The organism is Lutispora sp. (assembly GCF_041687175.1).
In the GTDB taxonomy this organism is placed as follows: Bacteria; Bacillota; Clostridia; order Lutisporales; family Lutisporaceae; genus Lutispora.
The window spans coordinates 13,485-28,256 of record NZ_JAWLCK010000005.1 but is presented as its reverse complement, the minus strand read 5'-3'; the positions used below and the strand labels follow the sequence as shown (position 1 = coordinate 28,256).

Here is a 14,772-nt window from a genome sequence, read left to right as displayed (position 1 = left end):
AGCTATCTCCCTCTTACATCATAATAATGATAATTGTCTTTAAACCAGTCAATTGTTCTCTCAATGCCTTCTTCAATAGATACTTCAGGATACCAATTGATAGCGTCCTTTATCTTTTCAATATTAACCTGAGGATTCCACAAATCATTTTTTCTGTATTCCAATGCACCATAGTTTATCTTTGCATCCATATTCATTTTTTCAATTATTAACTCAACATAGTATTTTAAAGGAAAGGTCTTTCCACTACCTATATTCAGAGTCATTCCTCGTGTCTTGTTTGTCTTTGCTGCCATCAGAAAGCCATCAATTATATTCTCAACATAGCAATAATCTCTTTGCTGAAGGCAGGGAGTCAGATTTACCTCTCTATGATTGAGAATGGATAATATGACTTCTGGAAAAAATTTGTGGCTTCCTTCTTTCTCCCCAAAGACTCCAAAGGGTATAATAGTTGTTATATCTATATCCATATCATCGGCTATTTGATGAGCAAGTATGGTTGAAGCTGCTTTTGTACTTCCGTAGATATTGTTAGGCGTGTAATTGGCATCCTCATTAACCGTTCCTTCTTTATTTCCGTACTGCATACTTGTCCCGGTGTTAATAAATTTTTCACACCCGGTTTTACTAACTGCATGAAGCAAGTTCACAGTACCAAGAATATTTATACCAATAGCTTCATATATGTTGTTTTTTCTGGAATCAACTCCGTAGGCTGCCATATGAAAAACTATTTCTGGCTTAATCTTGCTTATACAACTGCTTACAGCATCTAAATCCCTTATATCTGCATAATATATATTAAAATTACCCAGTTGTTTTTCTATCCTCCACAAATCAGAGCTTTCCCGCAGAATTATGGACAATTCTGCATTATACTCTATCATTCTTTCTAAAATATGAGAGCCTAAGAATCCGTTGGCTCCGGTTATCAAGACTCTTTTACCGTCATAAAAATTCAAAGCTAACTCCCCCAAAATTCCAGTTATAGTAGTAAGATGTTTACATAATCAAGTAATTGCCTGCAGCCTCTCTGTCATAATACTTTGATATGAATTGTGATATATCTTTTTCTTTTGTTTTCATCAATTCAATAGCGCCTTTTATTGCCTTTACATATGGGAAATATACTGCTTCTTTTATTTTTTCATCCAGCTTAGGCTGCTCCCACATCCATAAATCAAATTCGTTCTCACTGAGAATGAAGAAACTGCTGAAATGATAAAATATAAGTTTTTTCCCATCAATATAAACCTGCCCCTCTGAGGTCTCTATTCTTGAATCTTCCATATTCCACATTGCGGCATTAGTTGTTTTTGATTTTGAAATATATATACCTGTATTTCTTTTACCTATTACCTCTAGATATTTCTGATCCCCAAACCTGCTTGGAGTAACCTGGTCGTAGCACCATTCAAGACATTTTCTTCTATACCATTTAATAAAACCCATAGCCTCCTTATCTCGTTTTAAGCCCATCAGCCCTGTGTTATATATACCGTACACATTATCCAGCTTTTTATTTTCCCCCTTAAATCTTTCCCGGGTTAATAATAGGGAGCATTGTTTAAGTTCTTGGAATATTGGCTCAGGAGATGAATAGAAAACTATATCTCCATCCAACCATAACAGATGCTCAACATCAGAGTAGTTTCTAAACAAGTACAAAAATACTGAGGCTTTTGAAGTCCAGGCATACTCCTTTTCATTTCGCTGTGACTTTACTGCTGCAAGTTGGGTATCTGTTCTCTCTATTTGATCTATTGTTAAAAGTACTGCCTTCTCTAATTTCAAATCATTTAGAAGTGCTTTTGTCTCTTTGCTCATGCATATGATAAAAAATCTAAAATTATTGTCATGTTCTAATAAAGAATCATATAGAAGCAATATTTTATGAATATATTCCCTGCTCGCAATGGAACAATAATTATGCATTTTGCCACCACCCATTGATCTATTTAAATATGCTCCTTGTTTAAAATATGGGAAATTGCAATGAATTGTTACTAAAAAAGCAAAAAGCCCGAAACCGAGCTTTTTAATAAAATTAGTTATATTATTATGCAGATTATACTTCCTTTTGTGTCATTTACTATCTTTTCTAAAGTCAGCTGCATTTTACCTTGAATATCATCAGGCATCTTGTATAATTTGCTTTGGAGTTCTTCCTTCACCATATCATATAATGGTTTTCCGAATACATTTGTTTCCCATATTCTTTCTGGATTGCTTTCAAACTCATCCATGAAATATCTTATGAACTCTTCACTTTGTTTTTCAGTACCTACTATTGGAGATACCTCTGTCTCAATATTTGTTTTTATGATATGCAATGATGGGGCACTGGCACGAAGTCTTACTCCGAATCTTCCTCCATGTTTTACAATTTCCGGCTCTTCCAGCTTTATCTCGTCTACGGAAGGGGCTACGACTCCATAGCCTATTTCTTTTACATCCCTTATAGCATCTTTAATCTTGTCATATTCTTTTTTAGCATTTGAGAGTTCCCTCATTAAGGAAACAAGCTGATAATCTCCTTCTATTCCGTATCCGGATACCTCTCCCAGTATACGATAGAATAATCCTTCCTTTAGATCGAACTTAATATCTGCAGTTCCCTTGGCCAAATCCATGTCTCTAACACTGGCACTTTCCAGATTTTCAATGGCTGATAGGCTTTCGGTAGAGGAAGCAACCTCTCTGATTCGGTAAATATCCTTTGTACTATTTACGATTCCATCTACAATCTCTTTTTTCAGCCAGTGATCATTTTCCAAAGAATCTATCCATCTCGGCATATGATAGTTCAATTCTCTTATCGGGAATTCAAATAATACTTTAGATAATATATTGTTTATATCTCTCATTTCCATGTTAAGACAATCTACTAGAAGTACCGGAGTCTCATACTTGGACTCTAATGATTCCCTTAATTCTTCTGCTTCCTGGCTGTGAGGATTTGCTGAATTTAGTAATATTACAAAAGGTTTATTTATCTGCTTCAGCTCCTCTATCACTCTTTCTTCAGCCTGTATATAATTTCTCCTTGGAATATCTGTAATAGTTCCATCTGTTGTAACTACCAACCCAATAGTAGAATGCTCATTTATTACCTTTTTTGTACCTATTTCAGCAGCATCTTCAAAAGGAATTACATTATCAAACCAAGGGGTATTAACCATTCTGGGGTTTCCATCCTCCAGATGTCCCATTGCACCTTCAACAAGATATCCTACACAGTCTACAAGTCTAACTTTGAATTTTGCATTGCTTTCAAGAGTCATTTCAACTGCTTCGTTTGGTACAAACTTGGGCTCAGTGGTCATTATTGTCCTTCCATTAGCACTCTGGGGCAGTTCATCCTTTGTCCTGTCTCTTTTGTATTCATTTTCTATATTCGGTATAACAAGCAAATCCATGAATCTCTTGATAAAGGTGGATTTACCTGTGCGTACCGGGCCTACAACGCCTATGTATATGCTTCCTTCGGTTCTTTCGGCAATATTCCGATATAAATCAAATTCTTCCACATTTTTACCCCCTCTCAAAGGATTATAACCTTCAAATATTGCATTATATATATATGTCAAGTAGATAAGAATATTACAAAAAAAGATGCCTATTAAGCATCTTTCCAACCTACTGTTTCTGTTTCTAACAAATCTTCTATTTCATGAGTCTTATTCCTTGTCATCAGTTTTATTACTGATTTCTTTACATCACTGCCTTCATATAATACCTCATATATCTCTTGGGTTATTGGCATTTCTATAGAAAATTTTTTTGCCAGGTGGTAGGCAGATTTAGTGGTTCGCACTCCTTCAATAACCATCTTTGTGGATTTTAACACTTCTTCCAGTGTTTTTCCCTGGCCTATAGCTATACCAGCTCTTCTATTCCTGCTGTGCATGCTAGTGCATGTTACTATTAAATCTCCTACCCCAGATAGTCCGCTAAAAGTACTTTGTCTAGCCCCCATGGCTACACCAAGCCTGGCAATCTCTACAATACCCCTGGTCATTAGAGCAGTTTTTGTATTGTCTCCGAAACCCAATCCATCTGAAATGCCCGCTCCCAAAGCTATTATGTTCTTTAAGGCTCCGCCCAATTCAACACCTACTATATCCGGATTTATGTATACTCTAAACCTCGGCGTCATAAAGGTATCTTGTATGAATTCCGCAACCCTCTTATACTTAGATGATACCACTGTTGCGGAAGGCATATCCTTTGCAACCTCTTCTGCATGATTAGGTCCTGATAGTACTGCTATAGGATTTTCCGGCAGGTATTCTTCAATTATTTCTGACATCCTACATAAGCTGTCATTTTCTATGCCTTTGGCAAGATTAACTATATATTGGTCTTTTTTTATATACCTTTTGATATTCTCAATAGTGTCCCTTACTGCATGGGATGGGGTGCCTAATACAATTATTTCTGAGTCTTTGCAGCAGTATTCCAAGTCATTTGTTGCCATAATATTACTGGGAAGTGTGGCTCCAGGCAAATAGGTTGAATTCTCTCTTTTTTCATTTATTATATCTAATAATTCTTTATTTCTTACCCACAACTTAACATCTATACCCTTACTTGCAAGCGATATAGCATTAGCTGTACCCCAACTGCCGGAACCAATAATAGATACCTTTTTCAATGATATCCCTCCTAAAGTTTTTTTGCTTTCTCGCCTAGTTTTGACTCAGTACCTTTTAAAAGTTTTACAATATTTGTTCTATGCCTATATATAGCCATTGCTGATAGCAAAAAACTGAATAGTACCAACTTTGCAGGCTGCTTAGTTATTAGCATAAGTATAGGAAAGAGGGTCATTCCCATTACTGAAGCCAATGAAACATATTTTGTTATAATTATTATTACTATCCCTATGGGAACTATAGCAGCCACAATATAGGGATTAATAGCAATCATTGCTCCTATGGTTGTAGCTATTCCTTTTCCACCTTTAAAGCCTAATAGTATAGGCCAGTTATGTCCCATCACAACGAAAATTCCTGCAGCTATTTGTCCATCTTCTCCTCCAGTTATGTAGCCTAATATTACAGCAATTGCACCCTTCAGTGCATCTCCCAAAAAAGCAAGCAAACCCGCTTTAGGACCTAAGGTCCTAAATACATTAGTTGCTCCTGCATTACCGCTTCCGTACTTTCTTATATCAATTCCCTTTGTGTACTTAGCAATTATATAGGATGCAGAAATATTTCCCAAGAAATATGCTATTATACTAATGATTATCAGTTTTATGGTCATTTAATTAAATCCCCCTATTGTTTGCTTTTTCCTCTTATTAAAAATCTAATGGGCGTTCCTTGAAAATCAAAAGATTTTCTTATCTGATTTTCTAAATACCTTTCATATGAAAAATGCATAAGCTCTGGATCATTAACGAATATCGCAAAAGTAGGAGGCTTTACAGAAACCTGGGTAGCATAGAGTATATTCAATCTTCTGCCCCCTGATACTGCAGGCTGATTCATCAATACTGCTTCATTTATAACATCATTCAGCAACCCTGTTTGTATTCTCATAGCATGTTGATTTGAAATATAGTTTACCATTTCCAATATTTTAGGAATTCTCTTACCTGTCAAAGCAGACACAAACATTATAGGTGCATAGTTCATAAATGACAGTTCCTTCATGATATCATCCTTATATCTATTCATGGTCTTATCATCTTTTTCTACTAAGTCCCATTTATTTACAACAATTATTGCTCCCCTGCCCTGTTCATGCATGTATCCTGCTATCTTGCTATCCTGCTCTGTTACACCAGTCTCCCCATCAATTACCAAAATACATACATCGGACCTCTCAATAGCTGTGAGAGATCTTATTACGCTATATCTTTCAATAGCTTCATTAATTCTACCCTTTTTTCTCATACCAGCAGTATCAATTAATACATATTTCTGACCATCTGCTTCAAAAGGAGTATCTATAGCATCTCTTGTTGTACCTGGAATATTGCTGACTATTACTCTATCCTCTCCAAGGATTTTATTTATAATAGAAGATTTACCTACATTTGGTCTTCCCACTAATGCTACCTTTATTGTTAAATCATCATATTCCTCCTCATCCTCATGGGGGAAACCACTTATTACTTCATCCAACAAATCTCCTATACCTAAGGCTTGGCCTGCAGATATTCCTATTGGTTCACCGATACCCAAATTATAGAACTCATATATATTATCCTTATACTTTGGTGAATCAATCTTATTACATGCTAATATGACTTTTTTGCTTGTCTTTCTCAGCATATTAGCTACTTCTTGATCTGTTGCTGTTATACCCTCCTGTCCATCGACCACAAAAATTATTACATTTGCAGTTTCTATTGCTATCTCCGCTTGTCTCACCATCTGCTGCATTATAATGTCCTGGGAATAAGGCTCCAATCCTCCTGTATCAATCATAATAAATGTTCTTCCCAGCCACTCTGCTTCTGCATAAATTCTATCCCTTGTAACTCCTGGTACATCTTCAACTATGGATATTCTCTTACCTGCTATTTTATTAAAAAGCGTTGATTTGCCTACATTTGGTCTTCCCACAATAGCCACAACAGGTTTTGCCATTGTAAAACCTCCATTTCTATCTACAGTATTTAAGAATATTTTCAACCAGATCGCTGCCATCTTGTTTACATACAATTACTCTAACTCCAAGCTCCTTTTCAATATCCTCTATGGTCAAATCATCTAAGAATACCGGGTCACCAGCACGCAGCATATTATCAGGTATAAACACATTCCCAGAAATAGTCTTGCCCTTCAGTTGAGATATTATATCTCCTCCTGTTACAAGTCCAGATACTTTCACAGAAGAACCGAAAAATTCATTCTTTATTCCTATCACATTAAGATTAAGACCGGGCAATTTATCCATAATCTTATCACAAGCCTTCTTCAATATAGGCATAGCATACTCTCCTGTCACTATGGTCCCATCTGTTAGTACCCCATGACATCCTTTAATTCTTTCTAATGAGCTGCTAAGCTCAGCATTGAAAAGAGCAATTATGCCTACACCATTCTCTATCTGAGAAAAACCTTCATAGTTATCATAAGGCTGTATTGGCCTATTGGCTATAAGATAAAATTCATCAGATAAAAACACAAATCTGGTGCCTATGCTTTTCAGATAATATTCTTGCATAGCTTCCACCTGATCTATAACCACACCGGCTGTGCTTTCATTGTACTCCTTCAGCGGAAAAAGTCCTTCTCTATATTTGGTTAGTCCTACCGGCACAATTGCAACACAACATAGCTCAGGATAATAGTCGTATAAGTCCTTGGTAGTTTTATCCAGATGCTCTCCATCGTTTATTTCCGGGCAAAGAACTATCTGGCCTTTCATTTCTATTTTTCCATCTTTTAGTCTTTTCATATAATCCAACAACTTATCAGCATTCTTATTATGAAGCATTTTCTTTCTCAGCTCCATATCTGTTGTATGGATTGATATATTTATAGGACTTATCCTGAATCTTATAATCTTATCAATATCCTTATCCTTCATATTGGTTAAACTTAAAAAATTACCCTGAAGAAATGACAATCTTGTGTCATCATCCTTAAAATACAATGTTTTTCTCATACCCTTTGGCAATTGATCTATAAAACAGAAGATGCACTTATTATGACAGGATTTAGGCTTGTCAATTATTCCTTCAAATACCAGTCCCAAATCTTCATCATAATCCTTTTCTATTTCCAGCTCCCATATCTCACCATCAGTTTTTTCTATTTCTAAAACCAAAAATTCATCGCTTATAAGATACTTATACTCTATTATATCATTTACTTCCTCACCATTTATGCTTAAAAGTTTATCATTTTCTTGTATACCTAGTTCATCGGCAATACTACCCTTTTTTACATCTTTGATATTTATACTGCGGCACGACATACTATTCCTCCTGCCTTTTTGTACTATTAATATATTATAACCATTGGCAACATTAAGCACAACATTATTTTAACCAATTAAAAAACAGGTCTGTATATTAGTAAGAACAAACCTGCTTAACTCAAAGTTTATTCGTTTAAGTCCACATGCTCACCTGTTACTGCGTATATTATCCACTCACAAACATTAGTGACGTGATCTGCTATTCTCTCGATGCTTTGACTTATGAATAGGAAGTAAGTGCTTTGATTTATCTTTCTTGGATCCTCCATCATAAGTAAAAGCAACTCTCTGAAAATTTGAGAATGAAGCCCATCCACTTCATCATCTCTCTTAGAAATTTCTCTGGCTTTTTCCACATCCTGTCTTACATAAGCATCTATACTATCCTTTACCATGCCTGTAACTATATAGGCCATTCTAGGTAAATCGATAAGCTCTTTAATATATTTTTCTCCCGATAATCTTTTAGTAATCTTTGCTATATCAACCGCATGATCTGCTATTCTTTCCAAATCCGTGATTATCTTCAATGCAGTGGCAATTATTCTCAGATCCTTAGCAATAGGCTGCTGCAATGCAATAAGCTTTAAGCATTTATCTTCTATTTCTAATTCCATGCTATCTACAAGGTCATCCAGTGCAATTACTTTATCCGCTAGTTCAATGTCCTGTTTTTTTAACGCATTAATGGAATCAGACAATGCTTCCTCTACAATGCTGCTCATCTTAATCATGTCTTTTATGAGTTCTTGTAATTCATTATCAAAATGGTTTCTGGTCATTATCTGTTATACCTCCTAGAAAATATTAACCAAATCTTCCTGTTATATAATCCTCTGTTCTCTTGTCCCTCGGTTTATAGAAAATTTTCTCTGTCTTGTCGTATTCTATAATCTCTCCATTAAGGAAAAAAGCTGTATAATCTGATATTCTACCTGCCTGCTGCATGTTATGTGTAACAATAATAACAGTATATTGCTTCTTTAAATTCTCCATCAGATCTTCAATTTTCATGGTTGAGGCAGGATCTAATGCGGAAGTGGGTTCATCCATAAGCAATACCTCAGGTTCTACTGCAATGGTCCTGGCTATGCAAAGCCTTTGTTGCTGACCTCCTGACAAGCCAATGGCATCGGATTTTAGCCTATCCTTCACCTCTTCCCATAAAGCTGCTTCCCTTAAACTTTTTTCAACAATATCGTCAAGCGTGGTTTTGCTCTTGATACCATGTATTCTCGGTCCATAAGCTATATTTTCGTAAATGGACATGGGAAAAGGGTTTGGTTTTTGAAACACCATTCCAACTTTTTTCCTCAGGAGAATAACATCATATCTATTGACATCGTTGCCTGCTACTTGGATTTCACCATTTATTTTCACATTTGGAATCAAATCATTCATTCTATTTAAGCATCTTAGAAAGGTTGACTTTCCGCATCCTGAAGGTCCGATTAAAGCAGTAACAGACTTGTCATATATATCTATACTTATATTTTTTAATGCATGATGATCTCCATAATATAAATTTGCATCTCTCACTTTTATTCTTACATTTTCCATTGATTTACTATCTCCTTCTAGCAATAAAAATTTTATTTATCAATGTGTTAGCTATAAAGTTGATGATAAGCACCAAAGTTATAAGTACTACTGCAGTTGCATAGGTATTTTCCGCTGATAAACCTTCTGAAGCTAAGGTAAAAAGATGGACTGACAGCGTTCTTCCAGGCCTTAAAATAGAATCCGGCACACCTAAGGAACTTCCTGCTGTATATATAACTGCTGCACTTTCACCTACAACTCTTCCTATACCCAGAATTAATCCTGTCAATATGCCCGGCATAGCAGTAGGTATTACAATTTTTCTAATGGTCTGGAGCTTTGTAGCTCCTAATGCCAAGCTTCCTTCCCTATAGGAGCTTGGTACTGCTTTGATAGCCTCCTCAGATGTCCTTACTATAGTAGGTAGTATCATCAATGTTAGTGTCAATGCTCCTGATAATATGGAGTATTTTAGCCCTAGAAAAACCACAAAGAATGAGTAACCAAACAAACCGTAAATTATTGATGGGACTCCTGCTAGCGCTTCAATTCCATATCTTATAATCCTTAGCACTGGTCCTTCCTTAGCATACTCAGTCAAATAAACTGAAGCTGCAATACCTATAGGAGCTGCAAAAACTACTGATAAAACAACAATATAAAAGGTGGATACTATTACTGAAAAAATTCCCCCTGCCTTTCCCATTTTCCTTGGTTCTTCCAATAAAAAGTTAAAGCTTATATGTGGCAACCCTTTTACTAAGATATCACTTACTATAAGCGCCAAAACAATTATTGTCAGTATTGAAAATACGCATAATAAATAAAAAGCCAATCTTTCTTTTATTCTGGAGTGTCTTACATTCTTAATCTCATTCAATTTACTCACCTACCTTATTGGGTATAAGCTTTGCCAAAAGATTTAAAACCATAATGAAGACAAATAACACTATACCTGTTGCAAATAATGCTTTTTGATGTTCTCCGCTGGCATATCCCATTTCAATTCCAATATTTCCTGTAAGAGTCCTCACAGGCGACAAAATACTTTCAGGAATCAATGTGCTATTGCCTGTTATCATTATTACAGCCATGGTTTCTCCTATGGCTCTCCCCATTCCTAATATTATTGATGAGATTATTCCTGATCTGGCTGCAGGAAGTACAACCTTTATAATTGCCTGCCAATGGGATGATCCCAAAGCTAAAGAACCTTCCTTGTACTCCTTTGGTACTGCTTCAATAGAATCCTTGGATATGTTTATTATGGTAGGTAGTATCATAATACCTAGAACTATGCTGCCTGCCAGAACACTAAAACCCTGATTATTAAATAAATCTCTTATGATAGGAACTATAACTGTCATTCCATATAATCCATAAATTACTGAAGGTATTCCTGCCAATAACTCAATACCTGGTTTAATAATTGTTGAAAGTCTTTGAGATGCAATCTCGGCAAGATATACGGCACAACCAATCCCAATAGGTACCCCTATCATTAAGGCTCCTAGAGTGACATACATAGAACCAAGAATCATAGGGAAAATTCCATATATCCCCTGGGTTGGAGCCCAATCTTTTCCAAGCACAAAACCAATTATACCTGTATTACTTATCACTGGCCAACCCTCTCTAAAAATGAATATACCAATAATTGCAACTCCCAATACTGCTATTCCAGCACAGAAAAGAAGTATTTTTTCTACAATTTTTTCTCGAAATATCATTAATCTCTTTCCCTTCTGAAAAATAGTTCAACCAAGTCTAAAACTCCTACTTAAAATCGTCGTAGGAGTTTAGCCATATTAATTTTTCTCTTGATTATTTATTAGTCTTCAAATAATTGTTTTCTTCAACTATCTGCTGGCCTTTGTCACTCAGAATAAAATCAATAAAGTCTTTAGCAAGTCCAGTTGGTTCTTCTTTGGTCACCATGAGGAATGGTCTTGAAATCTTATAATTGCCAGCATATATATTTTCTTCATTGCATGCAGCCCCATCGATGCTTATAAGTTTTAGATTAGCATTATCCTTTACACTTCCATAAGAAGCATATCCTATGGAATTTGCATCACTTGTTATAGTAGTCATAACCGCCCCTGTAGAACCTTGTGTTATAGCCGAGGATAATACCAGTTCTAAACCAGTAAGCTCGGTAAATGCTCCTCTGGTTCCTGAGCCTTCTTCCCTTGTTACAACTATTATAGCTGCATCATTTCCACCAACTTCTTTCCAGTTGGTTATTTCCCCTGCATATATTTGTCTTAGTTGTTCGAGAGTCAAATCATTTACAGGATTTTGAGAATTCAATATAACTGCAATTCCATCAGTGGCGATTTTGAATTCTTTCAAAGTTTTTTCATCGGTTTTTAATTCCCTTGAAGACATTCCTATATCAACTACACCATCCATTGCTGATTTGATTCCTACTCCTGAACCACCGGATTGTATATCTATAATTGCATTTGGATTAATTTCTTTGTATGCAGCTGCCAACTCTTCAGCTAAAGGCTGTACAGAAGTAGATCCGTTTATTAAAATACTCTGCTTTTCTGTTCCAACTATTTGCTCTTTTTCTGATTTTTGTTCAGGATTACCTGCTTGTCCTGAACAACCTGATAATGCAACTATTATTACAAGAATCAGACTTAATAAGTTTTTAATACTTTTTCTCAATTTCTCTCCCTCCTCTAATTTATTACATCTTTATATTAATCTAGTCATGTTAAGTGTCTATTATCATATTGTTAAATCTAAGTAAAAACTAAAAAAAGAGCTATCAAAGCCCTTTTTTTGTACTGGAAAAACTTATTTTAAATTTTGTGCCTTTACCTATTTTGCTTTCTACAGTTATTTCGGCGCCCATGCTTAGAGCAATATGCTTTACAATGGATAATCCCAGTCCTGTTCCACTTTTACCTGTTCTTGATCTGGCCTTATCCACCCTGTAAAATCGTTCAAATATTCTTGGCAAATCTTCCTCTGGAATTCCTATACCTGTATCTTCAATTGATATTACCTTTTTACTTTCCTCTAGATACCCTTTGATTGTAACATTTCCACCTTCCATGGAGTATTTAATTGCATTATCAACAAGGTTAATCATCATCTGCTTGAATTGATCTTTATTTCCATATATGTAGCCTATGTTTTCTTTAATGACCTTCTCTATTGTTATTCCTTTGCTTTCTGCTTTAGATTTAAACATAAGTATTACATCATCAATGGCTGAACTTAATTCAAAGCTTTCTTTGGTTTCCTTTTCTTTCTTTCCTTCCAACTCTGAAAGGGATAAAATTCCGTCTATGAGCTCAACAAGCCTCTCAGCTTCATGCTCTATTATATCAAGGAATCTCAAAGCAGTATTCTCTTCCTTTATAGCACCTTCCTTCAATGTTTCAATGAAACCTTTTATAGATGTCAATGGAGTTTTCAGTTCGTGTGAAACATTGGCCACAAAATCACTTCTTGCTCTTTCCAGTTTCCTTATCTTTGTCACATCTTGAAGCACTATTATAATACCTATAGTATATAACCCATTACTTTCAATAATAGGATTTGTATATAACTTAATTATTTTTTCTTCCGGGTAATTCAGTGTAATCTCCGTCTCTTTATATGCTTCATTCTCAATGGCATTGCTTAAATACTCATGAATGTAGTGATTTCTCAGCACATAGATGAGATGGCTTTCTGTCAATTCTTCATCATGTATATCCAATAGCTTTTTAGCATTGTCATTTATAAAAAGTATTCTATAATCCTTATCTATAGCAATTATCCCGCTTGCAACGCTGCTAAGTATCGCTTCCATTTCCTTGTTTCTTGTATTTAATCCATTTATGTAATACTGAAGCTGTTGTGACATGTTGTTGATTGTCTCCGCTAATTTACTTATTTCATCATTACCGTTAATCTTCAGCTTAATACTAAAATTCCCTTTTGCAATTTCTTCTGATGTCTCTGTAATTTTTGATAAAGGCTTTACAATTTTTTTTGTAGAAATATATCCAATAATCAAAGCTATAACTAAACCAAACACGAAAGCCATTAATAGATTATATAAATATTTTCTTATAATCATTTCAATTTCATTCAAAGGCATGGATAGTCTGACAATGATTATATCATTATCCTGATATCTAGCTGCTATAGCGTAATACAGATAATCAGCCTTAATAGTATCACTATATCTTCTCTCTGTACTGTAGTTACCTGAAATTGCTTTTTTTACTTCTGGCCTATCTATGTGATTATCCATCTTTGATATATCTTCATAGGTATCTGCAAGAACATTGCCCTGTGAATCGATTAATGTAATTCTAATATCGTTATATGCTCTTATTTGTTTTACATATTCATCAATATTTTCAGAACCATAACCCTTTAATCGCTCGGTAATCAATTCAACCACCAAATGAGTATTGGATATAAGCTTGTCTTCTACAACACTGTTGTATGTAGACCTGATGGTGCCGTATGATAATATGCCGCTAATGGTAAAACCTATTAGCAGCACATAAAGTAGAGATAAGAATATCTTTTTGCTCATTTCAAATCACCTGGATTTTCAAATTTGTAACCTACACCTCTTATAGTTTGTATCATTCCTTCCTCATTATCTCCCCAAAGCTTCTTTCTTAGATTTCTGACATGAACATCTATGGTTCTGGTCTCCCCTCCATATTCATATCCCCATACAGCATCAAGAAGGAAGTCTCTGGTCATTACTCTTCCTGGATTCTCAGCCATTATTTTTAAAAGTTCAAATTCTTTCAATGTGAGTATTATCTTCTTTCCATTGATTCTTACTTCATGTTTATCTTCATCTATTTCAAGATTTCCAATTGCAATTTTTCTGTTTGTGTTTTCAGGCTCTTTAGATGGCTTATCTCCATTTTTCATCCTTCGCATTACAGTTCTTATTCGTGCGATAAGCTCTTTGACACTGAAAGGCTTAGTCACATAGTCATCGGCTCCCAGTTCTAGACCCAATATCTTATCCAATTCCTCACCCTTTGCTGTAACCATTATAATGGGTATATTTCTTATAAGCTCATTCATCCTTATCTTCTTACATACTTCTAATCCATCTATACCAGGTATCATAAGATCAAGCAGAATTATATCCGGCATTTCTTTAAGGGCCATATTATAACCTTCATCGCCATTGTCAACTATAATAACTTCATATCCGTTGTTTTTAAGATTATATCTTAAAAGTTCTTGGATACCGTAATCATCCTCTATAACAAGTACTTTCATAATCTTACCTCCATG

At 35.2% G+C, this 14,772-nt stretch carries 14 protein-coding genes; all 14 read right to left on the bottom strand.

All coding sequences use genetic code 11. The features are described 5' to 3' along the window. Nucleotides 1-2: 2 nt before the first annotated feature. Nucleotides 3-965: an NAD-dependent epimerase/dehydratase family protein gene (locus ACESM9_RS01790; protein WP_372994692.1), complete on the bottom strand. Its 963-nt coding sequence runs from the start codon at nt 963-965 to the stop codon at nt 3-5. Between the two features lie 40 nt (nt 966-1,005). Continuing rightward, nucleotides 1,006-1,938 carry a hypothetical protein gene (locus ACESM9_RS01785; RefSeq protein WP_372994690.1) on the bottom strand — a complete coding sequence of 311 codons (933 nt, stop codon included), beginning with the start codon at nt 1,936-1,938 and terminating at the stop codon, nt 1,006-1,008. Nucleotides 1,939-2,054: 116 nt separating this feature from the next. Further along, complete coding sequence (spoIVA, locus tag ACESM9_RS01780) at nt 2,055-3,533, bottom strand: stage IV sporulation protein A (RefSeq protein WP_372994688.1); 1,479 nt, start codon at nt 3,531-3,533, stop codon at nt 2,055-2,057. Between the two features lie 92 nt (nt 3,534-3,625). Next, nucleotides 3,626-4,660, bottom strand: a complete 1,035-nt coding sequence (locus ACESM9_RS01775; protein ID WP_372994686.1) for an NAD(P)H-dependent glycerol-3-phosphate dehydrogenase — start codon at nt 4,658-4,660, stop codon at nt 3,626-3,628. A gap of 11 nt (nt 4,661-4,671) precedes the next feature. After that, nucleotides 4,672-5,274: a glycerol-3-phosphate 1-O-acyltransferase PlsY gene (plsY, locus tag ACESM9_RS01770; protein ID WP_372994684.1), complete on the bottom strand. Its 603-nt coding sequence runs from the start codon at nt 5,272-5,274 to the stop codon at nt 4,672-4,674. A gap of 14 nt (nt 5,275-5,288) precedes the next feature. Then, nucleotides 5,289-6,608, bottom strand: coding sequence for a ribosome biogenesis GTPase Der (gene der, locus ACESM9_RS01765; protein WP_372994682.1), 1,320 nt, complete (start codon nt 6,606-6,608; stop codon nt 5,289-5,291). 16 nt (nt 6,609-6,624) lie between these two features. Then, nucleotides 6,625-7,944, bottom strand: a complete 1,320-nt coding sequence (locus ACESM9_RS01760; protein WP_372994680.1) for a DUF512 domain-containing protein — start codon at nt 7,942-7,944, stop codon at nt 6,625-6,627. A 128-nt stretch (nt 7,945-8,072) separates the two neighbouring features. Beyond that, on the bottom strand, nt 8,073-8,729 hold the full coding sequence (gene phoU, locus ACESM9_RS01755; protein WP_372994678.1) for a phosphate signaling complex protein PhoU: 657 nt from the start codon (nt 8,727-8,729) through the stop codon (nt 8,073-8,075). 25 nt (nt 8,730-8,754) lie between these two features. Further along, on the bottom strand, nt 8,755-9,507 hold the full coding sequence (gene pstB, locus ACESM9_RS01750; RefSeq protein ID WP_372994676.1) for a phosphate ABC transporter ATP-binding protein PstB: 753 nt from the start codon (nt 9,505-9,507) through the stop codon (nt 8,755-8,757). Between the two features lie 7 nt (nt 9,508-9,514). Next, nucleotides 9,515-10,378: a phosphate ABC transporter permease PstA gene (gene pstA, locus ACESM9_RS01745; protein ID WP_372994674.1), complete on the bottom strand. Its 864-nt coding sequence runs from the start codon at nt 10,376-10,378 to the stop codon at nt 9,515-9,517. Beyond that, nucleotides 10,371-11,219 carry a phosphate ABC transporter permease subunit PstC gene (gene pstC / locus ACESM9_RS01740; RefSeq protein WP_372994672.1) on the bottom strand — a complete coding sequence of 283 codons (849 nt, stop codon included), beginning with the start codon at nt 11,217-11,219 and terminating at the stop codon, nt 10,371-10,373. Before pstC ends, pstA begins: the two co-directional genes overlap by 8 nt. A 94-nt stretch (nt 11,220-11,313) precedes the next feature. Beyond that, nucleotides 11,314-12,168: a phosphate ABC transporter substrate-binding protein gene (locus tag ACESM9_RS01735; protein ID WP_372994670.1), complete on the bottom strand. Its 855-nt coding sequence runs from the start codon at nt 12,166-12,168 to the stop codon at nt 11,314-11,316. Between the two features lie 103 nt (nt 12,169-12,271). Continuing rightward, nucleotides 12,272-14,044 (bottom strand): two-component system histidine kinase PnpS, encoded by a 1,773-nt coding sequence (pnpS, locus tag ACESM9_RS01730; RefSeq protein ID WP_372994668.1) that lies wholly within the window; start codon nt 14,042-14,044, stop codon nt 12,272-12,274. Continuing rightward, on the bottom strand, nt 14,041-14,757 hold the full coding sequence (locus ACESM9_RS01725; RefSeq protein ID WP_372994667.1) for a response regulator: 717 nt from the start codon (nt 14,755-14,757) through the stop codon (nt 14,041-14,043). The genes pnpS and ACESM9_RS01725 overlap by 4 nt, the downstream gene beginning before the upstream one ends. Nucleotides 14,758-14,772: the final 15 nt, after the last annotated feature.